Origin of the sequence: Caulobacter sp. (assembly GCF_039596335.1) — a bacterium.
In the GTDB taxonomy this organism is placed as follows: domain Bacteria; phylum Pseudomonadota; class Alphaproteobacteria; order Caulobacterales; family Caulobacteraceae; genus Caulobacter.
Genome location: NZ_JBCNJZ010000002.1, coordinates 254,544 through 277,220, shown reverse-complemented (window position 1 = coordinate 277,220; position 22,677 = coordinate 254,544). Strand labels below are relative to the sequence as shown.

25 protein-coding genes and 1 tRNA gene are annotated in these 22,677 nt (G+C 65.2%); 12 read left to right on the top strand and 14 right to left on the bottom strand.

Going from position 1 to position 22,677, the window contains the following annotated elements; genetic code table 11:
* Window positions 1-88: 88 nt before the first annotated feature.
* Genes ABDW31_RS05435 through ABDW31_RS05425 form a run of 3 tightly spaced genes read left to right on the top strand, consistent with a single transcriptional unit; the run spans window position 89 to window position 1,270 of the window.
* The gene (locus ABDW31_RS05435; RefSeq protein WP_343698420.1) at window positions 89-445 is read left to right on the top strand and encodes a hypothetical protein; all 357 of its coding nucleotides are present in this window, start codon (window positions 89-91) and stop codon (window positions 443-445) included.
* Window positions 445-783: a sigma factor-like helix-turn-helix DNA-binding protein gene (locus ABDW31_RS05430; RefSeq protein WP_184715251.1), complete on the top strand. Its 339-nt coding sequence runs from the start codon at window positions 445-447 to the stop codon at window positions 781-783. Before ABDW31_RS05435 ends, ABDW31_RS05430 begins: the two co-directional genes overlap by 1 nt.
* A complete protein-coding gene (locus tag ABDW31_RS05425) occupies window positions 776-1,270 on the top strand; it encodes a hypothetical protein (protein WP_184715249.1) in 495 nt (164 codons plus the stop codon). The genes ABDW31_RS05430 and ABDW31_RS05425 overlap by 8 nt, the downstream gene beginning before the upstream one ends.
* 290 nt (window positions 1,271-1,560) lie before the next feature.
* Here the strand turns inward: ABDW31_RS05425 and ABDW31_RS05420 are convergent, their stop codons facing one another.
* Complete coding sequence (locus ABDW31_RS05420) at window positions 1,561-1,809, bottom strand: hypothetical protein (protein ID WP_184715248.1); 249 nt, start codon at window positions 1,807-1,809, stop codon at window positions 1,561-1,563.
* A gap of 157 nt (window positions 1,810-1,966) precedes the next feature.
* On the opposite strand from ABDW31_RS05420, the gene ABDW31_RS05415 reads away from it, so the two are divergent.
* Complete coding sequence (locus ABDW31_RS05415; protein WP_184715246.1) at window positions 1,967-2,395, top strand: helix-turn-helix domain-containing protein; 429 nt, start codon at window positions 1,967-1,969, stop codon at window positions 2,393-2,395.
* 8 nt (window positions 2,396-2,403) lie between these two features.
* Here ABDW31_RS05415 and ABDW31_RS05410 read toward each other — a convergent pair whose 3' ends face one another.
* Together ABDW31_RS05410 and ABDW31_RS05405 are read right to left on the bottom strand one after the other, a co-directional pair.
* The gene (locus tag ABDW31_RS05410) at window positions 2,404-2,652 is read right to left on the bottom strand and encodes a conjugal transfer protein TraD (protein WP_184715244.1); all 249 of its coding nucleotides are present in this window, start codon (window positions 2,650-2,652) and stop codon (window positions 2,404-2,406) included.
* A 55-nt stretch (window positions 2,653-2,707) separates the two neighbouring features.
* A complete protein-coding gene (locus ABDW31_RS05405; RefSeq protein WP_343698419.1) occupies window positions 2,708-3,148 on the bottom strand; it encodes a conjugal transfer protein TraD in 441 nt (146 codons plus the stop codon).
* On the opposite strand from ABDW31_RS05405, the gene traA reads away from it, so the two are divergent.
* Entirely contained in the window at window positions 3,147-6,005 is a 2,859-nt protein-coding gene (gene traA / locus ABDW31_RS05400; RefSeq protein ID WP_184715241.1) for a Ti-type conjugative transfer relaxase TraA, read from the top strand. The two genes, ABDW31_RS05405 and traA, sit on opposite strands and share 2 nt — an antisense overlap.
* A gap of 11 nt (window positions 6,006-6,016) precedes the next feature.
* A complete protein-coding gene (locus ABDW31_RS05395; RefSeq protein ID WP_343698418.1) occupies window positions 6,017-6,721 on the top strand; it encodes a DUF6118 family protein in 705 nt (234 codons plus the stop codon).
* Window positions 6,722-6,977: 256 nt separating this feature from the next.
* On the opposite strand, the gene ABDW31_RS05390 is transcribed toward ABDW31_RS05395, so the two are convergent.
* Both ABDW31_RS05390 and ABDW31_RS05385 read right to left on the bottom strand, forming a co-directional pair.
* Entirely contained in the window at window positions 6,978-7,643 is a 666-nt protein-coding gene (locus tag ABDW31_RS05390) for a hypothetical protein (protein ID WP_184715237.1), read from the bottom strand.
* A gap of 22 nt (window positions 7,644-7,665) precedes the next feature.
* On the bottom strand, window positions 7,666-8,220 hold the full coding sequence (locus ABDW31_RS05385) for a type II toxin-antitoxin system antitoxin SocA domain-containing protein (protein ID WP_184715235.1): 555 nt from the start codon (window positions 8,218-8,220) through the stop codon (window positions 7,666-7,668).
* Window positions 8,221-8,488: 268 nt separating this feature from the next.
* On the opposite strand from ABDW31_RS05385, the gene ABDW31_RS05380 reads away from it, so the two are divergent.
* Both ABDW31_RS05380 and ABDW31_RS05375 read left to right on the top strand, forming a co-directional pair.
* On the top strand, window positions 8,489-9,520 hold the full coding sequence (locus ABDW31_RS05380; RefSeq protein ID WP_184715233.1) for a nucleoid-associated protein: 1,032 nt from the start codon (window positions 8,489-8,491) through the stop codon (window positions 9,518-9,520).
* Window position 9,521: 1 nt separating this feature from the next.
* Window positions 9,522-10,700, top strand: a complete 1,179-nt coding sequence (locus ABDW31_RS05375) for a hypothetical protein (protein ID WP_184715231.1) — start codon at window positions 9,522-9,524, stop codon at window positions 10,698-10,700.
* 988 nt (window positions 10,701-11,688) lie between these two features.
* Here ABDW31_RS05375 and ABDW31_RS05370 read toward each other — a convergent pair.
* Window positions 11,689-11,764, bottom strand: a tRNA-Ala gene (locus tag ABDW31_RS05370).
* A gap of 117 nt (window positions 11,765-11,881) precedes the next feature.
* Here ABDW31_RS05370 and ABDW31_RS05365 point away from each other — a divergent pair.
* From ABDW31_RS05365 to ABDW31_RS05355, 3 genes are all read left to right on the top strand, one after another.
* Window positions 11,882-12,196: a YggT family protein gene (locus ABDW31_RS05365; RefSeq protein ID WP_184715229.1), complete on the top strand. Its 315-nt coding sequence runs from the start codon at window positions 11,882-11,884 to the stop codon at window positions 12,194-12,196.
* A 2-nt stretch (window positions 12,197-12,198) separates the two neighbouring features.
* Entirely contained in the window at window positions 12,199-12,480 is a 282-nt protein-coding gene (locus tag ABDW31_RS05360; protein ID WP_184715227.1) for a DUF167 domain-containing protein, read from the top strand.
* 125 nt (window positions 12,481-12,605) lie between these two features.
* Window positions 12,606-14,351 carry an ATP-binding protein gene (locus ABDW31_RS05355; protein WP_184715225.1) on the top strand — a complete coding sequence of 582 codons (1,746 nt, stop codon included), beginning with the start codon at window positions 12,606-12,608 and terminating at the stop codon, window positions 14,349-14,351.
* On the opposite strand, the gene vsr is transcribed toward ABDW31_RS05355, so the two are convergent.
* The 4 genes from vsr to ABDW31_RS05335 all read right to left on the bottom strand — a co-directional run bounded on the left by vsr (window position 14,291) and on the right by ABDW31_RS05335 (window position 18,157).
* The gene (gene vsr / locus ABDW31_RS05350) at window positions 14,291-14,758 is read right to left on the bottom strand and encodes a DNA mismatch endonuclease Vsr (RefSeq protein ID WP_184715223.1); all 468 of its coding nucleotides are present in this window, start codon (window positions 14,756-14,758) and stop codon (window positions 14,291-14,293) included. The two genes, ABDW31_RS05355 and vsr, sit on opposite strands and share 61 nt — an antisense overlap.
* Window positions 14,755-15,954, bottom strand: coding sequence for an NAD(P)/FAD-dependent oxidoreductase (locus ABDW31_RS05345; RefSeq protein ID WP_343698442.1), 1,200 nt, complete (start codon window positions 15,952-15,954; stop codon window positions 14,755-14,757). Before ABDW31_RS05345 ends, vsr begins: the two co-directional genes overlap by 4 nt.
* Window positions 15,955-15,971: 17 nt before the next feature.
* Complete coding sequence (gene cysK, locus ABDW31_RS05340; protein WP_184715219.1) at window positions 15,972-16,958, bottom strand: cysteine synthase A; 987 nt, start codon at window positions 16,956-16,958, stop codon at window positions 15,972-15,974.
* A 71-nt stretch (window positions 16,959-17,029) separates the two neighbouring features.
* Window positions 17,030-18,157, bottom strand: coding sequence for a DNA cytosine methyltransferase (locus ABDW31_RS05335; RefSeq protein WP_184715217.1), 1,128 nt, complete (start codon window positions 18,155-18,157; stop codon window positions 17,030-17,032).
* Window positions 18,158-18,205: 48 nt separating this feature from the next.
* Here ABDW31_RS05335 and ABDW31_RS05330 point away from each other — a divergent pair, with 48 nt between their 5' ends.
* Entirely contained in the window at window positions 18,206-18,646 is a 441-nt protein-coding gene (locus tag ABDW31_RS05330) for a hypothetical protein (protein ID WP_184715215.1), read from the top strand.
* Between the two features lie 138 nt (window positions 18,647-18,784).
* Here ABDW31_RS05330 and rfbA read toward each other — a convergent pair whose 3' ends face one another.
* From rfbA to purU, 4 genes are all read right to left on the bottom strand, one after another.
* Complete coding sequence (gene rfbA, locus ABDW31_RS05325; RefSeq protein WP_184715214.1) at window positions 18,785-19,672, bottom strand: glucose-1-phosphate thymidylyltransferase RfbA; 888 nt, start codon at window positions 19,670-19,672, stop codon at window positions 18,785-18,787.
* 122 nt (window positions 19,673-19,794) lie between these two features.
* Window positions 19,795-20,655: a dTDP-4-dehydrorhamnose reductase gene (rfbD, locus tag ABDW31_RS05320; protein WP_184715212.1), complete on the bottom strand. Its 861-nt coding sequence runs from the start codon at window positions 20,653-20,655 to the stop codon at window positions 19,795-19,797.
* Window positions 20,655-21,722, bottom strand: coding sequence for a dTDP-glucose 4,6-dehydratase (gene rfbB / locus ABDW31_RS05315; RefSeq protein WP_184715210.1), 1,068 nt, complete (start codon window positions 21,720-21,722; stop codon window positions 20,655-20,657). The genes rfbD and rfbB overlap by 1 nt, the downstream gene beginning before the upstream one ends.
* A gap of 64 nt (window positions 21,723-21,786) precedes the next feature.
* Entirely contained in the window at window positions 21,787-22,629 is an 843-nt protein-coding gene (gene purU, locus ABDW31_RS05310; RefSeq protein ID WP_184715208.1) for a formyltetrahydrofolate deformylase, read from the bottom strand.
* Window positions 22,630-22,677: the final 48 nt, after the last annotated feature.

Genomic DNA, 22,677 nt, shown 5'->3' with positions numbered 1-22,677 from the left:
CGTCCCGCGACGACGGGACGGCGCCGACCGCCCCCTAGCGGCGACGTTTCGCCGTAACGCCACTGGCTTCCACCAAGGCGCCGAGGCGGTGCTGACGCGACACCCCGAAGGCGCCCGCTACTTCCTGGCCATCGCCATCGAACTGGCGCTGAAAGCGTACCTGCTCGACCGAGGGATCAGCGACGACTGGAACCGCGTCTACCTCCGGCACGACCTCGTCAAGGTGCTCCGGTTCGCACGACGCGCCGGCTTTACCGCCGTCCCCGCCCAGCTTCCCGGACTGGCCGCGCTGCTGAGCCCTTACAAGGTCCACGCCATCTCAGAGATGTCGCCGGAGGCCATTGTATCGGTCTGTTGGGCGGAGGCCTGCACGACTGTCCGCGCGCTCATTGACGCCGTCATCGAGGCCGCCAGGGCGGATATTTGTCGAGAGGGCATAGCGTGATGGCCCGTCTCCACCTGCCTTGGCCGCTTGTCGTCAGCCAATGGTGGCGCTGGCGATATCCCAGTCTTTGGCGGGGCCGGACCTTCGATCCACACAACGGCCAGCAGGTCTTGTCCTACGCGGTCTTGCGCCTTCGCAGAGGAACACGAGACGTGTTCCTCCTCAATCATATCAGGGAGTTCGACTACGCGCTGATCGCGCGTCACCTCGGTCTCTCCATCGCCGACGTCCAGTCGCTTTTGGCCGACGCGCTCTATGAAATCTCGCGAACGGTCGATCTGATCGAGCGCGCCCGTCCTGCATCCAAACTGTCCAAAGCGGAGCATCCCGATGTCTGACGACAAGGGGCCATTCGCCGTGTCCCGGCGTGTCGTAATCGGCGCTGCCAGCGCCGCGCCCGTGGTCGGTGGCGCCGGTGGCAGCGCACCGTCAGACCACGCCGTGGCGCGCTGCGCCGAGTGGCTGGCGCTCGACGCGGAGATTGATCGGCTGGGCCTGCGCTGGTCGGACTTGGAGACCATTCTGGTGCGGCAGAAGCGCTGGGAACGCATGACGCCCGAGGAGCGCGGGGAGCTGTTGCCCTCCGAAGAGATGGACGCCATCGACAAGCAGATGGAATCGCTGTTCGACCAGCGGGAGGCGTGGCTGGAAGCCCTTCCTGCTGTGCGCGCCAACGACATGCACGGCGTCGTCGCCAAGCTGGAAGTGGCGCTGAGAGTCATGGTTCACCAGCAGGGCGACGGCTACGACCTCTTCAAGGCGACGATGGAGGAACTGCGTACCGCCCGCTGTCCAAACTGCGGGGCGCCCGTTTGCAAGCGCTAGCAGCGCCCCCTCCGGCGACTGCCTTGCCAACCCCAACCTGCGGGAGCCAGGACCGGAACGGTCGGTGCTCGCCCTGGAGCGCTTGGAGAGCCTCTGCCGGGCGGGCTGGTGCGGGTCAAGGGCGGCTTCGCCGTCGCTCCGCGAGACGCCCGCAGGGCGTCCCCTTGACGCGCACCAGCCCGTCCGGCCCTTGTTCCACCAAGCGATCCAGGGCGTCTTGTCTCCGAGCGAAGATGGTCGATGGCCGCGTGCTCGGTGGTCGGCCGGACAGGCTCAGCCAAGCGGCCCTGTCAGCGCACGCGCTTGAAGCGGACACGGTCCTTGCCGGCGATGAGGAAGGCGTCGTAGCCGGCGTCGCCCCACGCCTTGCGCTGCACCTGGCTGGTGTAGGGATCGGTGGTGTTGGCCCACCACTGTTGGCGGGCCGCGCTCTTGGGAAGCATGGCGCCGAGGATGCGCTCGATCTCGGCGAAGGTCAGTTCGAGTTCGTCTTGACGCTGGCGACGCAGATGACCCGACAGGGGATCGTACTTGGACATCCCCCAGCATCGCCGATTGATCCGGACGCGTCGAAATCCACACGCGACTAGCGCGAGTGGAGAACGACCTTGAAAAGCCACGCTTGCGGGCGTTTCTGCGCCGCAAGCCCTTTCGCGGATCGGCGGCGTTGCCGGCGAACCGACCATGGAGACTTTCGTGACCGATACGCCTGAAGCTCGCACGCCCAACGTCGTCGACATCCACGTCGGAGGCCGCGTGCGCATGCGCCGCAAGATGCTGGGTATCAGCCAGGAAACGCTCGCCGATGCGCTGGGCCTCACCTTCCAGCAGGTGCAGAAATACGAGCGGGGCGCCAACCGCGTCAGCGCCAGCAAGCTCTACGATATCGCCAAGACGCTCCAGGTCCCGGTGTCATACTTCTTCGATGGTCTGGCCGACCCGACGGCCAACGAGGTCGACGAAGTCGGCGCCGCTGCCGAACGCATCGTCACCGACTTCCTCAACACGCCCGAAGGCCTGGAACTGGCCGAGATGTTCCCGAAGATCGGCCGAGGCCGGGTCCGTCGCCAAGTCCTCGATCTCGTGCGCGCCATGGCCGACGACGAAAGCCGCGATAAGGGCTGACGATCGCTTTAGCGGATCTCCGACGCCGGGCGGGATTGAGCCTCGAACGCCCGCTTCCCGCCACGCCGCCAGAGCGCCAGGGTGTGCTCGGCGTCGTCGGCCTTGAGCATGGTCGCCAGGAACGTGAACGCGCCGTAGAGGGCGGCGCGATCGTCGCAGGTCAGATCGACGAGGCCGGCCTTCTGCACCAGGCCGCCCAGTTCGATCAGGTGGCGGGTGCGCTCCCTCCGCTTCACCACCCAGGCCCGCGTGTCCATGCGCGCTCGCCGCGCTTCCAAGCGGTGGCGCGCGGCCCTCGTTCGGCGCTCGGCGTCATTGCTCGCCGCCAGCGCTTGGCGGAGCGCCGTCCTTCCCGCCGCGAAAGAACCCCGCGCTGCGCTTCCTCCAACCTTCCTTGCGAGCGGCGTTTCCGGCGTCGGCCAAATCGAGAAGCCCGCCCGCCAGGGTGTCGATGTCGAGGGCGTCCGCGCCCGTGGCGATTACCAGTTCGCCAAGTTGCCGAACCTTACGATCCTTCAGGGTCTTGGCTTTGTCTTCGAGGCTCTTCAGTTCGGCGTCGAAGTCACGTGGTTTGCGCATCCCAAGTCTCCAGGTTTCGATGATGCGCTGATCGTAAAGCAGTCGATCCGGGAATGCTGTAAGGTCGCCGGAACACACTGGGACGGGCCGGTCCCTCCCGAGATTCTTTCTTGGGAGGGCGCGCTTATACGTCGTGCCGACGTGCGCTTGAGGGCGTAGGTGGTCTGTCGCCATGGCGATCTACCACTTCTCCGTCAAAGTCATCAGCCGCGCCACCGGGGCCAGCGCTGTGGCCTCGGCCGCCTATCGCTCGGCCTCGCGGCTGCATGACGAGCGGCTGGATCGCGACCACGACTTCACCAACAAGAGCGGCGTCGTCCATTCCGAGATCATGCTGCCGGACAGCGCGCCCGAGCAGTTCTCCGACCGCGCCACGCTGTGGAACGCCGTCGAGGCCGGCGAAAAGCGCAAGGACGCCCAGCTCTCGCGCGAGGTCGAGTTCGCCATTCCCTGCGAGATGGATCAGGCGCAGGGCGTCGCGCTGGCCCGTGACTTCGTACAACGCGAGATGGTCGATCGCGGGATGGTCGCCGACCTCAATGTGCATTGGGACATCGGGTCGGACGGACTGGCCAAGCCCCACGCCCATGTCATGCTCACCATGCGCGAGGTCGGCGAGGAGGGCTTCGGCGCAAAGGTGCGGGATTGGAACCGCACCGAACTGGTCGAGCATTGGCGCGAGGCCTGGGCCGACCACGTCAACGAGCGGCTGGCGCAACTCGATATCGACGCGCGGATCGATCATCGCAGCCTGGAAGACCAAGGCATCGACCTTGAGCCACAGAACAAGATCGGCCCAGCGGCTGGGCGTATGGCCGACGAAGGCGTCGAAACCGAGCGGCTCGAAGATCATCACCGCATCGCCCGTGAGAACGGCGACAGGATCATCGCCGATCCGCGCATTGCCCTGGACGCCATCACCCACCAGCAGGCGACGTTCACGCAGCAGGATCTGGCGAAGTTCATTCACCGCCACTCGGACGGCAAGGATCAGTTCGACCGGGCCATGAGCGCGGTGCGGACATCCCCCGAGTTGGTGGCGCTGGGTCAGGACGGGCGCGGCCAGGACCGTTTCACCAGCCGCGATATGATTGCTGTCGAGGATCGGCTGCATCGCGCCAGTGAAGTGATGGCGGAGCATCGGGGGCATGGCGTCAGTGAGCTGCAACAACGGCGCGCCCTGGCGCGCGCCGAGCAGCGTGGTCTCGTTCTGTCCGGCGAGCAGAAAGCCGCGTTCGCGCACGTCACCGAGGGCCGGGACCTCGGCGTCGTCGTCGGCTACGCCGGCACCGGCAAGTCGGCGCTGCTGGGCGTGGCGCGCGAGGCCTGGGAGGACGCCGGCTATCGCGTTCAAGGCCTCGCGCTCTCGGGGATTGCCGCCGAGAACCTGGAGGGTGGATCGGGCATCGCCTCGCGCACCATCGCCAGCCTCGAACATCAGTGGGCGAAAGACCGCGAATTGCTCGACGCGCGTGACGTGCTGGTCATCGACGAGGCGGGCATGATCGGCTCGCGGCAGATGGAGCGCATGCTGTCGGCCGCTGAGAAGGCCGGGGCCAAGGTGGTGCTGGTCGGTGATCCTGAGCAGCTCCAGGCCATCGAGGCCGGCGCGGCGTTCCGGTCGATCGCCGAGCGCCATAGCCACGTCGAGATCACTCAGGTCCGTCGGCAGCATGAGGACTGGCAGCGCGACGCCACGCGGAATTTGGCGACCGGTCGGACGGGCGAGGCGCTGGCCGCTTACGAGGCGCGCGGCATGGTCCATGCCGCCGAGACCCGCGACCAAGCGCGCGAGGGATTGGTCGAGCGCTGGGATCGCGATCGCGTGGCCGAGCCGGGCAAGAGCCGGATCATTCTCACCCACACCAACGATGAGGTGCGCGAGCTGAACCTGAGCGCCCGCGAGCGGCTGCGCCAGGCTGGCGCCTTGGGCGAGGACGTCACGTTGAAGGCCGAGCGCGGCGAGCGGTCGTTCGCGACCGGTGATCGGCTGATGTTCCTGAAGAACGATCGCGGGCTGGGCGTGAAGAACGGCATGCTGGGCGAGATCGAGCAGGTTTCACCCACGCAGATGGCGGTGCGGCTCGACGCGGGGCGATCGGTCGTCTTCGACCTGAAGGACTACGCCGAGGTCGATCACGGTTACGCGGCCACCATCCACAAGAGCCAGGGCGTCACGGTCGATCGCGCCCACGTTCTGGCGACACCGGGGATGGATCGCCACGGCGCCTACGTCGCCCTCTCACGCCATCGCGACAGCGTCCAGATCCACTACGGTCGCGACGAGTTCGAGGATCTCGGCAAGCTGACCCGCGTCCTCTCGCGCGAGCGGGCCAAGGACATGGCCAGGGACTTCGCCGAACGGCGCGACATCCATGTGCCGGCGTCGATGCGCTCGAACGATCCGCCGCAACGCCAGCGCGGGATGTTCGACGGGTTCAGGCCCGCCAGCCCGACGCGGCAGCCGGTGGCACCGACGCGGGAGGTCGGCCAGTTCGACCAGCACCGCGCGATCGAGCGCCACGCCCGCGCCGCGGCCGACGTCCTGCGGATGAACGACCGCGGCCTGCCTGTGCTCGCCCACCAGCTGCGGGCGCTTGAAGAGACGCGCGGGGCGTTGGGAAAGATCGGCCCGCATGCGGCCAAGGATCTTGAACGGGCCTACGCGCGAGAGCCGGGGCTGGCCAGCGAGACCGCCTCGGGTCGGACCCAGCGGGCGATCCGGGTCCTTCAGCTTGAAGCAGAGGTTCGAGCCGATCCGCGTCTGCGGGCCGACCGCTTCGTCGAGCGCTGGCAGGGCCTGGAGCGGCAGCGTTCAGACCTGCATCGCGCGGGCGACATGACCGGCGCCGGCCAGGTGAAGGACCGCATGGGCGCAATGGCCAAGAGCCTGGAGCGCGACCCGCAGATGGAGTCGTTGCTGCGCGGGCGGCGGGCCGAACTTGGTTTGCCTTCGAACACGGGACGCAGCGTGGGGCAGGGACTTTCGGAATACCTCGGCATTGGTCGTGGGCGCGGGCTTGGCATCTAGGAGGCAAGGTGATGGAGCAGGATGTTGGAGCCGGAGAGCCAGCCGATGCGGCGGTGGCCTTCGAGGCGCTGCGCCGGGAGGTGGCGTTGCTGAATGTCGCTGTGGCTGGGCTTGCGGCCGAACGGGCGCCAGCGCCGGACTACAGCGAGACGCTGGGCGAGATCGCCAAGGGCGTGTCGGTGGCGGTCGGACGGCTCGGCAAGGTGATGACCAGTCCATCCTTCGCCCTGGGCCCGGCAGACCTGGCGCGGCAGATCGCGGCGGCGGGGGAAGAGGCCCGACGGCAGGACCGCGCGACGGTCCACCAGGCTCAGGAGGCGCTTCAACGCTCCACTCGCGATCTCGATGGATGGATTGATCGTGCACGGCTGGCGAGCTTGCAGAACTGGCGCTTGGTTCAAGCGGCGGCGGTTGGTGTCGTCGCTGGCATAATTCTCTACGCAAGCGTCTCGACCGTGATCGTCAATGCCGCGCCAGCCGCCTGGGCGTGGCCGGAGAAAAGGGCGGCACACGTGCTTCGCCGCGACATGTGGTCAGCTGGAGAGCGGCTGCTGGCTATTGCTGACCCGCAGCGTTGGCGGGAGTTTGAGAAGACGCGGGCAATCGTTGCTCGCAACAGCGAGGCATTGGCCAAATGCATCAGGGGCGCGGACAAGGCAAAGATGGAGACCCGTTGCCTGATCACCGTCAGGCTAGCAAGCCCGCCAAAAACTTGATGCTTCGGCAGCTTTTCTGCTGACCCGGGTTGCTGGCAAGGCCTACGAGCTGATCGCGACAGGTTGTTCGATGTACGGCATCCCCCCAAGCAACTTTCGGTTCCGCTAGTCGACGAGCGCCCCGCGACGCTTGCAAGACAGCAGCAGATTCAGCCTGGCTGAGAGGTCTGGGCTTCGCCTAAGGGGTACAAACGTTAAGCCGCAGGCGTTTAGTCGGACGCAAACTGGGAGGCAACGCGGGCTGCGACGAAAGCTTTCAGCCCCACCAATCGGCGCCGTCGGTGCCCGTCGCTCTACGACGTTCTTCGTGTTCCTGCCGCACATCGTCCCATATGAGATACGTCTCTCTGACCATTTCTGAGAGCTGATCGTACGAGAAGAGGCGCATCTCGCCGGCGACAGTGATTGTGCACCGCCGTGCCGATCGCTTCGGATGGGGGAACTGGACGAAGGATAACTCAGCTGCGCGGAGGTCGTCGTTCAACGCCCGGCTTTGCTCGTGCATCACGGAGAACGCGAATCGTAGCGCCTCCCGTCCCAATGGCGTTCGCCGATAGTTAGTAGCCGGAACCCAGACACGATGCTGATCAGATAGAATTAAACCGGCACAGAAAGAGGTCGAAATCCCCAGGCCGAGTTGGAGAGGCAAGAAAGGTTCTTCGGTAGCGCAGAGATTTAGCTCCACCGCCTCGCCATGAAGTAGCTTAACGACCTGCAGGCAGGATTCCCTTTCTTTACCTGCTTTCGCTCGCCTGCTCACGCGAGCCAGGATCGCATCAAGGGATGGTTTAGGTACGTCTAGCGGCAGCGTAGGCGGCACGCCGAAAACCGCGCTCTCGACCTCTCGCGCGGGGCCATAAGAAAAACGCGGGTCGCCCAGCATGCCTCTCAGCGCCCGCCGCTTATCGGCGGCAGTCGCCATCACAGAAATTCTCGCTAGATCCTCACGCGGTAAGAAGCGCTTCTTCGACAGGGGAAACTCCGTCGCTGCGGGCGTTCAAGTCCAGCTTGTGCCGGAAGAATCGCTCAACGATCACTGTATCATGAATACGAACCCCGCACCCGCGAGTTCTAGCTTCGTTCGCAACTGCATACCAAGGCCCCCCGGGCGCATGTGACAGCGCCACCAATCGCGCGGCAGGCAGGCGCCCCAACGTGCCGACGACCCGGCTTAGCAGATCACTTACGCGTGGATCCGCAACAAAAGGCAACGCCACAGCAGCACCGGCGGCAAAATCGCGCCTCATCGCTCGATGCCGTATGGGCTCGGCACCACACACCTTGAAGCAGGAATACACTTGAGGATGGACCGGGCCGTATTTCCAGGCCTCGAAATAGCCGCCTACGAGCGGCTGTCCGGCTGAGGTCAGATAAGCGCCATGGGTGAAATAAAGGAGCTTCTGAAGGCCGATATTGGTCACCGGAAGGCCATAGCCATCCGCAACATCTAAAAGTCCATTAGCCACCGATCGGGCGTCGTAGGCAGGATTGTCGTTCACCGGTTCACCCAAAGCTGGCGGCGACCATACCGCTAACGCGGGCAACTGGGTTAATGGACGTTAAAGTTTCTTGCCTTAGCCAAGGGCGCCATAAACGTCCGCGCATTCAGAATGGGTTACGCATCGAAATATCTCCCCAACTAGAGCAGCCGCGAAGACCCTCCGGCCATCAACGTGCCCGAGCTATTGCGAGAGTGGATCCGGATATGCACTCTGAGGTTCATTGGGGGCTATGGAGGCGCAAACGCAGCCTCCGAAAGGGGACGTGTTGAGCGACAATAAGATTATCAAGGCCGCTATTCATGACCTGAAAAAGGGCACGGGCGGCTTCCAGGTCACCCTAGGCAATAGCGATCTTCCGCCATCGAAGACCGCCCAGCGGGTGATCAACGAGCTCTACGACCTCTACAGCCGGCGCGCGTCGAAGTCATACGGCAAGTTTTCCCTGGATGACGCCAATTTTCCCACTCAGACCCACCTGAGAGAGTACGTAGACAGCAAGGCAGACTTCGCAGGGCTTACCGCGAAGCTGATGGAGAACCTTAAATACCGCGCGGGCGCCAGGGGTGCCGCCACCGGTGGCCACGTCCTGTTCGCCCACTTTGAGCGCGACGCAAAACAGTTCCTGCTAGTCGCCATTATGACCGACAAGCTGGGCGCCGCACTGACCAGGTCGTTCGATGTCACCGACATCGAGCATTTAGATATGGATGGTTTCCGCTTCGCCGGCCGTATCAATCTCACCGGCTGGTTGAAATCGGAGGAACGCTACATCGGCTTCCTTAAGGGGCGTGGCGACGTTTCAGAGTACTTCAAAGAATTCCTAGGGTGTGACCTGACCATTCAGTCGCGCAAGGACACCTCAGATCTTGTTGGCGTTCTCAAGCGCTTTGCGGAAGACCGGGGACTAGTTGGGGCCGCAAAAGATGAGTTCCTTCACAAAGCGAAGGACATTTGCGATCGCTCGGCGGTCAAGAAGGAGGAAATTCGCTTCAGCGCCCTGGCCAACGAGCTGATGCCGGATGAGCCAGAAACCTTACTAGCGATCCTAACCGACCCGGATGCTACACTCAATGACGGGTTTGTCCCTGATCGTCGCGCCCTGAGCACTCTCGTGCGGATCAAGGCCAAGACTTCGCTTTGGAACTTGGAGTTCGAGCGAGACGCGATCACCATGGGTAAGATCCGCTTTGATGCCGACCGCAAAACACTGACCCTCGTGGATTTGCCAGACGCTCTCACGCAGGAGCTCAGCGAACAGGTTTCCGGCCCCGACGCCGACACCGCCAGGAGCATCTAGCGTGTCGGGCATCGGCTTTGACGATCTCGTTACGATCTATCGGAACACCAAGTTCCAGTTGGATGACGATGTCGGCGAGCTAGAAATCTCATCGGCCAAGGTTCTGGAAGTCATCCAGCGCATTGAACAAGATCCGGTGCCCGAAAATGCCAATATTGCAGTGCAAGTCGAACCCGATTCGCTGAAGCTCGGCCAGAAGGTTCCGATCAGAATTGGCTCGCCAAAAATTGGCATCGGCATCCTGGCAAGAGACTTTGACGGCCTCATAAACTCACCAAACGGCGTTTTTGAAGAACCAAAGAACTTCTACGTAATCGAGGATGGCAGTAACTCCGTCACACCGGGACTTACCAAGGCGCTGGTCGGCTATAGGCGTATTCTTGAGCTAGTTTCTCGGCTCTCAGAAGCTGCTGCACTAGTAGATCAAACTCGACGCGAACTTGTATTCTTTCAACACAGCAAGATTATAATACCTATAGAGTTTTCCAAAGCGGACGCCGTCCGGATAGGTAGTCTCTCCGCAGCGCCCCTTAGAGACGCATTGTCAGGTGATTTTCATAAGGACCAGAAACTTACGATTTTGTCAGCCACGATCTCTGAAATGACAATTGGGCAGCCCAGGGATCAGAGATTTCAGTACATCTTGAAAAATCTTGATCATATTCAAGATGCGCTCGAAAATGGGTATAAACTATTTGCGTCGAGCTTCTCGTACGCAAAAGTTCGTAGCGAAATAGAAAGCGCTAAGGTCGACTACATCGGAAAAATACACAGAACATTTGTCGATATTCAGGGACAAATGCTCGGTATTCCAATATCTACTGCCGTTATAGCCACACAATTAAAATCTGCTGAATCGTGCGGATACCAGTCCTGGTCCAATTTTGGGCTGATTGTGGGCGCTAGCGCGTTTGTTCTCTTCCTGCTTATCGCGCTCATTAACCAGGGGATCACACTTCACGCAATTAGCAACGAGATTTCACGCCAGAAAAAGAAACTCGAAGAAGAATACGACAATTTGGGTAAAAGTTTTTCGGATATTTTTACATCACTAAACCATAGAATTGGATGGCATTATTTCGGCCTGTTCGTGATTTTTGCCGTCGCTCTAACTTCGCTAGCGTTTGGGTTTAAGGCTTATTTCGCCGTGACGAAAGTCGTGGCTCTCAGTTGCACTTAACGCCGTTTCTAATGCTATTCGACCCATCACTGCTGTGAGTTTCCAAGGCACCGCTCGCATCACTTCCACACGACTGGTGCCCGATCACAAACGCACCGACCATGATGCACATGGGTCGGATACAAGACGGCGCAAAAGGGGTGCACATCAAAAATGATGGCATCCAGACCCGCTGTCCAATTCGGTCATAAACGTTGGTGCGCTGAGCGGATCGCCAACCGGCCACCACACCTGAGCCCGGTCAGCACGCATGAACTCAAATTCGCTATCGGTCCCTACATGGCGGAGAAAGGCTACCGCCTGTTTCAGGGTAATATCCAAGAGTCGTTTTCCCGCCCGCGATCGTACGACCGAATGAGCTTCAAGACACAACGGCGCGCCAGGATAGTCACCGCCGACTGCGCTAATCGCCCATCCCCTCACAGCGATATAGCCGACTCTATCGGCTACCCAGCGGTCAACGTTCTGATGACATTCGTTCGGGCGTGGGCAGGTTCCGTCTTGAAATAGCACGGCGCGCGGCTGGAGGCGTATCCTAGGGCGCCGTACCAAGGCGTCAAAGTAACGCTCGATTTCCGATGAAGTCATTGCCGCCCTCACTGACCTTCACTTCCGAGCTTGGCGCGTTCGGCGTTCGCCAGCACCTAAAAAGTAAGGCGAGGCATCACGCTGTTGTTCTCTCATGGAGAGCGGTTTGCGGTCCAGAATCACTGGCTGTAGCGGGATGCGGCGTTAGGCCGCGCGACGAAGTACTATGAGCCACATCACGGCAAATTATTGCTCAGAGTGGGTCGGCGTTAACATCTGGCCACTTCCACCCTGTCGGCTTGCTGCGGCCCAACTATCGTGAAAATAGCTTATCCCAGCGCGCACCATCTCGACGCAGACAGTGCCATCGAAGCGCGGAAGAAATGAGGGGAAACTCGTGGGGAAGCCCAGGAGCTTTCCAAATAATATCAAACAAAAACAATTACTTAAATGGAGTCCTTGGTGGAGCCGAGGGGAATCGAACCCCTGACCTCCTCATTGCGAACGAGGCGCTCTACCATCTGAGCTACGGCCCCAAGGAGCGGCGGAAATACGGCCCCTTTCGCCGCTCGTCAAGCGGGGTTCTCGCAAGCCCCGCCTTGTCAGTCGGGGCCGGGCGCGGCAAGAAGCTTCGGCGTCACCACGGAAGTCCCATGGCCCCGATCATCAATCTCGTTTTCTTCATCCTGAACGCCCTGCTGGACCTGCTGTGGTGGGCGATCGTCATCTCGGCGATCCTGAGCTGGCTGTTCGCGTTCGACGTGATCAACCGCCGCAACCAGTTCGTCTACAACGTCGCCACGTTCCTCGACCGGATCACCGATCCTATCCTGGCGCCGTTCCGCCGGATCATCCCCTCGATCGGCGGCATCGATATCAGCCCCATCATCGTGCTGTTGCTGCTGCGCGGCATCCAGCTGTTCATCCTGCCGGCCCTCCAGGGCACGCTGCTGAACCTGCTGGGCTAGTCTTGGAGGTTCTGGCCGTCCGTCTGACGCCCCGGGGCGGCCGCGATGCGGTCGACGGCTGGGCGCTGGACGCGGACGGCCGGCCCTATCTGAAGGTGCGGGTGTCCAGCCCGCCGGTGGATGGAGCGGCCAACGCCGCCCTGACCGCCTTCCTGGCCAAGACCCTGAAGATCCCGCGCTCGGCCGTGCGCCTGGCGTCCGGCGAGACCGCCCGCCTCAAGCGGCTGGAACTGGACGGGATCGGCCCCGACGATCTGGCCAAGGCCTTCGGTCCGCGCCCGTAAAGCGTCCCCATTTTGGGCCAAGCCATTGACGTGACGGCGTTCTTTCATCTCATCTTAGCCCTTCGCGGATAGGTCTCGCCCGAGGCTGGGATCGCATTTCGATCTCCCTGGAGGCTGGGCGCCCTATGAGCGCGGATGTCGAAAACGGAGCTGCTGTCCGCGCCCTCGCCTCGCAGCGCGCCAATACCGGCCTGCGCCTGACCGCCACCGTCGCCGTCGCGCTGATCCTGCACCAGTACGTGGGCATGCGGTGGGTCTGGGCCTGGGCCGCGCTGTACGGCGCCATCGTGCTGGCCGAGCGGAGCCTGGCGAGCGGATCGCGCCGCGATCGCGGCTGGCGACGCATGGCGCTGAAGCTGACCCCATTCCTGACCTCAACCGTGTTCGGGATGCTGTCGATCCCGCTGTTCGCCTCGCCCGTCCGCTTCGCCCCGACCCTGGGCGGCATGTTGCTGGCTGGCGCGCTGCTGAACGTGGTGATGGCGAACGTCCATAGCCGCACCGCGATCGTGTCCGCGGCCTTGCCGCATGTGGCCTACCTGCTGATCGTGCCCTTCGTGGCCCGGGCCGCCAATCCGGGCTCTCCCCTGGCCAACGCCTTGTGGCTTGGGGCCCTGCTGCTGGTCATTTCGGTGGTCGTGGCCGCCCGCACCCTGCGCCAGGCCATGAAGGCCGAAGCCGACGCCAAGCTGGAGGCCGAGCGCCGCCGCTATGAGGCCGAGGAGGCCGTGGCCGCCAAGTCTGCCTTCGTGGCCATGATCAGCCACGAGCTGCGCACCCCGATCAGCGCCATCCTGGCCGGCGCGGCGCGCCTGCACAGCGAGGTCCCGGAGGCGAGTGCGAAAGTTCACGCCCAACTGATCGCCGACGCCGGCGGACTGATGCGCACCCTGCTGAACGACCTGCTGGACTTCTCGCGTCTGGAAGCCGGCCGTATGTCGGTCGAGAAGACCACCTTCAACCTGCGCCAGACCCTGGCCGACACCCTGCGCCTGTGGCGGCCCGAGGCGGCGCGCAAGGGCCTGCGCCTGCGTATCGACGGCGCCGCCGGCCTGCCGCGCTGGGTCACCGGCGACGGCATGCGCCTGCGTCAGGTGCTGAACAACCTTCTCTCGAACGCCATCAAGTTCACCGAGCACGGCGGCGTCACCATCACCCTGCATGCACGCGAAGAGGCCGGCGGCGTCCGGTTGACCATCGACGTCATCGACACCGGTCCGGGCATCGCCGAGGCGGTGCTGCCGCGCCTGTTCACACCGTTCGACCAGCTGAGCAGCGCCGTGGTCCGACAGCATGGCGGCTCGGGCCTGGGCCTGGTCATCAGCCGCGAGCTGGCCCGGATGATGGGCGGCGACCTCACGGCCACGAGCGCGCCGGGTCATGGCGCCCACTTCACCCTGACCGCCGCCTTCGATCCTGCCGAAGCGCCGGCCGTCGCGACCGAGGGCCCCTCGATCACCGGCCTGCGGGTGCTGGTGGTCGACGACCACGTGGTCAATCGCCGGGCCATCGAGTTGATCCTGCAGCCGTTCGGCGTCGACACCACCCTGGCCGAGTCCGGGGAAGAGGCCCTCGAACTGCTGGGTTCTGAAGTGTTCGACGCGGTTCTGATGGACGTTTACATGCCCGGCCTCGACGGACGCGAGACCACCCGCCGCCTGCGGGCCGGAACCGGTCCGAACCGCGCCGCGCCCGTCGTGGCCGTCACCGCCTCGGCCACGCCCAAGGATTGGGACGAATGCGCCGAGGCCGGCATGGACGCCCATGTCTCCAAGCCGATCGACCCGGCCGAACTGTTCGGGGCGCTCGCTCAGGTGCTGGCGCGGTCCGCATCGCTGGCGTCGGCAGAGCCGGTTTCCGGCGCGGCCTGATCCAGTAGCGCCGAGAGCCGGGTGATCAGCGCCGGCTCGTCCTTGAAGGCGCATTCCCAGATCGTCTCGACCCGCCAGCCGGAGGCCTCCAGCGCAGCCATCGAGCGTTCGTCGCGGGCCTTGTTGCGGGCGACCTTGGCCAGCCAGTAGTCGCGATTGGCCTTGGGCACGCGAGAGCCTCGCGCGCAGTCGTGGCCATGCCAAAAGCAGCCGTGGACGAAGAAGGCCAGCCGGCGACCCGGCATGACCAGGTCCGGATTGCCCGGCAGATCCTTGCGATGCAGCCGGTAGCGCGCGCCCAGCCCGGTCAGGATCCGGCGCAGGGCCTTCTCCGGCGTCGTGTCCTTGCTCTTAACCCGCGCCATGACGGCCGAGCGCTTGGCGGCGTCATAGACGTCGGTGGTCACGGCCTAGTCTCGGGCGGGAAGCGACCCAGGCGCAGGGTGCCGGTCAGCAGCAGGACGCCCAGCTGCTTCAGCCCTGGCCAGCGCGACATTGGGGTGAAGAAGAGATCGCGCATGAGGGGCCAAAACGCGCCATGCGCCTGGAAGAGCGGCGTCAGGCCCTTGGAGACCAGCTGATAGATCCCCGTATGCCGTCGCCGCTGGCCCTGCCAGGCGCGCACGGCCACCGTGGTCGGGCGTTTGTCCTGCCCAAGCCGCGCGGCCAGCTCGACGGCGTCGACGAGGGCCAGATTGGCGCCCTGGCCCAGCTGCGGGCTGGTGCCGTGGGCGGCATCGCCCAGCAGAACGCAGGCCTCGCGGCTCCAGCGGCCCACCGAGACGTCGCGATAGAGGGCGCGGGAGAAACCTCCCCAGTCCTCGCGGCCTTCCAGCAGGGCGGCCGCCTGCGGCCACAGCGGCGCCAGGCGCTCGCGCCGCCAGGCCTCGAAATCGCCGGCCAGGAAGGCGTCCATGTCGGCCACCGGCAACGACCAGAAGATGCTGACCTGATTGGTTTCGCCCTTGGGACCGCGCCCGACCGGCAGGACGCCGGTCATCACCTCGGCCCGGTGATAGACCTGCCGCAAGGCGCCGGCGAAGCGGCCGTCGGTGTCCGTAGCGTTGGTCCAGACCGCGCCCCACGTATAGACCGGCGCCCGCGCGCCAGGCCGGATCGCGGTCCGCAGGGCCGAGCCCGAGCCGTCGGCGACCACCGCCAAATCGAACGGCCCGAACGCGCGGCCACGGTCGTCGTGCAGGACCGGCTTGGCCGGGTTCTCGATGCCAAGGATGCGGGCGTCGGTGACGACCGTGACCCCGGCCGGCGCCAGGGCGTCGTGCAGGGTGTCGAAGAGCACAGCGCGGTGGATGCCGACGCCATGGGCGCCCGGCCGCCAGTCGCCGTAGTCCAGGTCCATGACCTGCCGGCCGCGGGTGTCGTGGCCTTCCAGCCGGTCGACGCGGGCCCCGGCGGCGCGGATCGTCTCGTCCAGGCCGAGAGCCTTCAGCGCCGCCAGGCCCGTGGGCTGCAGCAGCAGGCCCGAACCCAGCGGGCGCGGGGCGGCGAAGGCCTCCAGCAGCGTGACCTCATGGCCCCGGCGCGCGAGCGCGAGGGCGGCGGCCATGCCGCCGACCCCACAACCGACAACGCCGACGCGTATGAGGCCTCTTGGAGAGATTAGAGGCCCTCGAACAGGGCCGTGGACAGGTAGCGTTCGGCGAAGCTGGGGATGATCGCCACGATGGTCTTCCCCTTGTACTCGTCGCGCAGGGCCAGATCGAAGGCGGCGACCAGGGCCGCACCCGAGCTGATGCCGACCGGCAGGCCCTCGACGGCCGCCGCGCGGCGGGCCATGGCGAAGGCGTCGTCATTGCCAACCTGGACGATGTCGTCGATCACGCCACGATCCAACACGCCCGGCACGAAGCCGGCGCCGATGCCCTGGATCTTGTGCGGGCCGGGCGCGCCGCCCGACAGCACCGGCGAGGCCTCGGGCTCGACGGCAACCATCTTCAGGCTGGGTTTGCGGGCCTTCAGCACCTGGCCGACGCCGGTGATCGTGCCGCCGGTGCCGACGCCCGACACCACCGCATCGACGGCGCCATTGGTGTCGTTCCAGATCTCCTCGGCGGTCGAGACGCGGTGCACCAGCGGGTTGGCGCCGTTCTCGAACTGCTGGGGCATGACCGCGCCGGGCGTGGCCTCGACCAGTTCCTGGGCGCGGGTGACGGCGCCGCGCATGCCCTTCTCGGCCGGAGTCAGCTCCAGCTTGGCGCCCAGCAGCAGCAGCATCTTGCGGCGCTCGACCGACATGCTCTCGGGCATGACCAGGATCAGCTTGTAGCCCTTGGCTGCGGCCACGAAGGCCAGGGCGATGCCGGTATTGCCCGAGGTCGGCTCGACGATGGTGGCGCCGGGCTTGAGGATGCCCTGGGCCTCCAGAGACTCGATCATCGAGGCGCCGATGCGGTCCTTGACCGAGGCTATCGGGTTGAAGAACTCCAGCTTGGCCAGCACCTCGCCCTTGGGGTTCAGCTCGGCCGACAGGCGCGGCAGGCGGACCAGGGGTGTGTCGCCGATGGTGTCGATGATCGAATCATAGACCTTGCCGCGACCGGCGCGCTTGAAACGCGCGGCGTCATACAGGGAGGAAGCGTCGTCCATCGGGTGCCTCGGAGCCTCTAGGTTGCGGGAAGCGGCGCACCCTAGTCCTCGATCCCCCACCTGTCAGGGGGTCATTCGGCGGCGAGGCTTGCAGTTTTGCTATCGACCAGCGGCTCCAGCAGGCTTTGGGCCAGCCAGCGCACGGCCGGGACCGCCACGCCGTCGCCGATCACCTGCAGGCCGGCGGTCTGCGAGCGCGGCAGGACGTAGCTGTCGGGCAGGCCCATCAACCGCGCCCCCTCACGCGGGCTGATCAGGCGCGAGCGGACCACGCCCTGGTCGATGACCAGCAGGGTCTGGCGCGAGGAGCCGCCGCGCGGGGTGCGCAGGCAACCCGCGACACCATCGAACCGCACCTCGGCCCGCTGCTCGCCGCCGCGCATCCGGCGGAATACCGCCCCGACCGAACGGCCGCCCTCGCGGACCCGCAGCTCGACCGCCTGTCGGTGGGCGGGGGCCATCAGCTCCAGCAGGGCCTGCGTGCGCTCGTCCGAATTCCAGGTCACGGCGGCGTCGTCTTCCAGCACCACCGCCAGGTCTGTGTTGCGGGCCGGCGGCGAAGGCACGCCCCACCAGATCCAGTGGGCCTTCAGGTCGTCGGGCAGACGGGCGGCTGCCTCGCGCACGGCGCGGGTGTGGAAAGCGCTGCCGCCCTCCAGCTCGCCGCGCTCCAGGCGGGTGGCGACCACGAACACACGGGGACGGGATTGCGGGGTAAAGGCGGCCGCGTCGATCTCCAGCGCCCCGAAGCGGTAGCCCTCCTCCGAGAGCACGCCGCACAGGGCGGTGAAGTCGTCGCCGCCGTGCGAGGTCAGCAGGCCCACGACGTTCTCGATGACGATCACCGGCGGGGCGCGGCCTTCAGCGGAGAGGGCCTTCATCAGCGTCCAGAAGCCGAAGAAAGCCGAGGACTTGCCGCCGGCCAGGCCCGCTCGCGCGCCGGCCAGGCTGAAGTCCTGACAGGGGCTGGACGCCCAGGCCAGGTCCGCGGTCGGCAAGGCGTCGGCGGTCAGGGCGAAGACGTCGCCGGTGTGGAAATGGCCGTCCGCGTCATCGGTGAAGTTGGCGCGATAGGTGTCGGCCTTCACCGCGTCGAAGTCGTTGGCGAAGGCGCAGGTCCAGCCCTCGCCCAGGCCGAGGCGGGCCATGCCGCCGCCGGCGAAGAATTCCAGGAAAGTGGGGGGCGAGGTCCGATTCATCGTCGGGAACTCTAGCCTTCGTCATCGCCGGAGTGGATAGACAAAGACATGCGCATCCACGCCTTCCTTGCCGCCTCGCTTCTCCTGACCGCCTGCGGGCAGACCCCGATGGGCTCGGCCGAGGAAGCCCCGCCGCCAGCCGACGCGCCGATGGCCGTGGGCCCCGACTATTCCGGCGATTTCGATGCGGTGGGCACCGAGCCGTTCTGGAACGTGAAGGTCCGCGAAGGCAGCGTGACCCTCTCGCGTCCCGATCACCCGGACATCGCCCCGGCCAATCCCGGTGTGCGCGCCGACGGCGAACAGGGCGTCTGGGACGCCACCATCGGCGAAGACCAGCGCCTGGTCCTGCGCCTGACCCCCGGCGAATGCTCGGACGGCATGTCCGACCGCCGCTACGGCTACATGGCCGAGGTGTGGATCGACGGCGAAACCCTGAAGGGCTGCGCGTCCAAGACCCAGGATTTGGCGGCGCAGCCGAAACCTTAGACCCAAACCATTTCGTCATCCCGCGACTTGTTCGCGGGACCCATCTGTCCGCCGCAAGTGAAGTGCAGGCACGAACACGCTCGTGAAAGCTGAACCATGGGTCCCGCGCATAAAGCGCGGGATGACGGCAGTTTTGGTCTACCGCGCCCCGTGCTCGCCCTGGCCGGCGATCATCTTCAGATACGCGCCGTAGGGCGACTTCTGCAGGTCGTGGGCCAGGCCCAGAAGCTGCTCGGTCGAGATCCAGCCGTTCTGGTAGGCGACTTCCTCGACGCAGCCGATCTTCAGGCCCTGGCGGTGCTCTAGCGTGCGCACGAACTCCGAAGCCTCCAGCAGGCTGTCGTGGGTGCCGGTGTCCAGCCAGGCAAAGCCCCGGCCCATGCGCTCGACCGACAGCGCGCCCGCTTCCAGATAGAGGCGGTTGATGTCGGTGATCTCCAACTCGCCGCGCGCCGACGGCTTGAGATCGCGGGCGAAGTCGACGACGCGGTTGTCGTACATGTAGAGGCCGGTCACCGCCCAGTTCGAACGGGGCTTTTCCGGCTTCTCCTCGATCGACACCGCCTTGCCGGTCGCGTCGAACTCGACGACGCCGTAGCGCTGCGGATCATTGACGAAATAGGCGAAGACGCTGGCCCCGTCCTTGGAGCGCTCGCGGGCGCCCTGCAGGATGCGGCCCAGGCCCGCGCCGTAGAACAGGTTGTCGCCCAGGACCAGGATCGACGGCTCGTTGCCGACGAAGTCCGCGCCGATGCGATAGGCCTCGGCCAGGCCGTTCGGGTCGGCCTGCTGCGCATAGGTGATGTTGATGCCCCAGCGGGCGCCGTCGCCCAGCAGCCCTTCGAACAGCGGCAGGTCGCGCGGGGTCGAGATGATCAGCACGTCGCGCACGCCGGCCATCATCAGCACCGACAGCGGATAGTAGATCATCGGCTTGTCGAAGACCGGCAGCAGCTGCTTGCTGATCGCCAGGGTCACGGGATGGAGCCGCGTGCCCGAACCGCCCGCGAGGATGATGCCCTTCATACGTCTTCTTCTTCAGTCCTGTGGCCAAAACCCTAGAGCGGTTTTCGCGACGGCGTGAGCCATAGTTTCGGGGTTCCGGGTTCGACACCATGATTTCGGGCAGGTCTTGGCGAAATCGGGGTCTAAACGTGACCCTTGGCGGCGAGATAGCGGTCCAGAGCGTCGGTCCAATGCGGCATTGGCCGGCCGATGGCGGCTTCCAGCTTGGCGTTCGACAGCGCGCTGTAGGGCGGCCGGCGGGCGGGGGTCGGGAACTGGCTGGTGGGGATCGGAACGACTTCGGCGGCGACGCCGGCCTTGGCGATAATCGCGGTCGCGAACTCGCACCAGCTGGCCACGCCCGAATTGACCACGTGATAGTCGCCGGCCGGCGACTTGGCCGCGATCAGGTCGAGAATGGCCTCGCCGGCGTCATAACTGGCGGTCGGCGACATCATCTGGTCGGCGACGACGGTCAGGCGGCCGCGTTCCTTGCCGAAGCGGATCATGGTCTCGACGAAGTTGCCGCCCTTGCCGCTGGCCCCGGCCACGCCGAACAGCGAGGCGACGCGGGCGACGATGACGTCGTCGTGCTCCAGCTTGACCAGATCCTCGCCCAGGGCCTTGGTTGCGCCATAGACATTGACCGGCGCGCGGCCGATGGCTTCGGTTAGCGGCTCGCGCTCGACCTGGCCGCCATAGACATAGTCGGTCGAGACCTGGACCAGCCTGGCGCCCTTGGCGGCGCAGGCCTTGGCCAGGCGACCGGCGAAGTGGGCGTTGATCGCCACGGCCGGGGCCGGGTCCTTCTCGCAGTCGTCGACCCGGGTGACGGCCACGCAGTTGATGGCGACGTCGAAGTCCAGGCCGTCGAAGCCGGCCTCGGGATCGGCGGCGTCGACCTGGGCGCGGGTCACGGCCATAAGGTCGAGACGACGCTGAGCCGCCAGGCTCACCATGTCAGACCCCAGCTGGCCGTTGGCGCCGAAGAGGGCGATACGCATCAGGCGGACTTCAGCCCCAGGCGCTGGCCGTCATAGCGTTCGCGCAGCGGGGCCCACCAGGCTTCGTTGTCCAGGTACCACTGGATGGTCTTGCGCAGGCCGGTGTCGAAGGTTTCTTGCGCCTTCCAGCCCAGCTCGGTCTCCAGCTTTGTGGCGTCGATGGCGTAGCGGGCGTCGTGGCCCGGACGGTCGGCGACGAAGGTGATCAGGTCACGGCGGCGCTGGCCGGCGATCGGGCGCAGCTCGTCGAGCACGTCGCAGATGGCCTCGACCACTTCGAGATTGGTGCGCTCGTTGCGGCCGCCGACATTGTAGCTCTCGCCCGGGACGCCCTGGGTGGCGATCAGGTGCAGGGCGCGAGCGTGGTCCTCGACGTGCAGCCAGTCGCGGACATTGTCGCCCTTGCCGTAGATCGGCAGCGGCTTACCCTCGAGGGCGTTCAGCGTGACCAGCGGGATCAGCTTCTCGGGGAAGTGATAGGGGCCGTAGTTGTTCGAGCAGTTCGAGACGACCACCGGCAGGCCGTAGGTGTGATGCCAGGCGCGGGCCAGGTGGTCGGACGAGGCCTTCGAGGCCGAATAGGGCGAGCGCGGATCGTAGGGCGTGGTCTCGGAGAACAGGCCGTCGGCGCCCAGGCTGCCGAACACCTCGTCGGTCGAGATGTGATGGAAGCGGAAGCTGGCCTTTTCCTCGCCCTCAAGACCCTGCCAGTGCTCCAGGGCCGCCTGCAGCATGACATAGGTGCCGACGATGTTGGTCTGGACGAAGTCGCCGGGGCCGGTGATCGAGCGGTCGACATGGCTCTCGGCGGCCAGGTGCATGATCACGTTGGGGCGGAAGGCCTTCACCGTGGCCGAGACGGTCGCCGCGTCGGCGACGTCGCCCTGCACGAACTGGTAGTCGGCCTTGCCCGCCAGCATGGCCAGGCTGGCCGGCGAGGCGGCGTAGGTCAGCTTATCGTAGTTGAGGATCGCGACATTGTTCTGGCCGGCTAGGTGGCGGCACACGGCCGAACCGATAAAGCCCGAACCGCCGGTCACCATCACGCGTAGAGTCTGCTGAGACATGCCCTGAAATGCTCTGCCTTTAGAAGAGGATGCCCCGTATCCAGTTTTTCCTGTACGCGCAACCTTAGTCGGTGAAGACCACGGTCTTGCGGCCGTTCAGCAGCACGCGGTCTTCCAGGCGATAGCGCAGGGCGCGAGCCAGGACTCTGCGCTCGATGTCGCGGCCCTTGCGGATCAGATCGTCAGGGGTGTCGCGGTGGCTGATGCGCTCGACGTCCTGCTCGATGATCGGGCCCTCGTCGAGGTCACCGGTCACATAGTGGGCGCTTGCCCCGATCAGCTTCACGCCGCGCGTATGGGCCTGATGATAGGGCTTGGCGCCCTTGAAGCCCGGCAGGAACGAGTGGTGGATGTTGATGCAGCGGCCCGACAGCTTGGCCGACAGGCCGTCGGACAGCACCTGCATGTAGCGGGCGAGCACGACGATGTCGGTCTTGGTCTCCTGGATCAGCTTCCACAGCTCGGCTTCCTGCTCGAACTTGGTCTCCTTGGTCACCGGCAGGTGATAGAAGGGCAGGCCCGAGAGATCGACATTGGCGTAGGTTTCGGCCGGGTGGTTGGAGACCACGCCAGCGATGTCCATCGGCAGCTCGCCGATCCGCCAGCGATAGACGAGGTCGGCCAGGCAGTGGTCGAACTTGCTGGCCAGCAGAAGCACGCGATAGCGCTCGGCGCGGTCCCGCAGGGTCCACTTCATCTTCAGCTCGGTCGCCACGGCGGTGAACTGCTCGCGCAAGGCCGCGCGGTCGGCGCCATCGGCGTCGAACACCACGCGCATGAAGAAGTGACCGGTCTCCTGGTCGTCGAACTGCTGGGCGTCGAGGATGTTGCAGCCGCGCTCGAAGAGGAAGGCGGACACCTTGGCGACGATGCCGCGCTGGTCGGGGCAGGAGAGGGTCAGGATCATGGCCTGCTCCCTCTAGAGAACAGCGTCGCCGAAGAAAAGCGCTCGAAC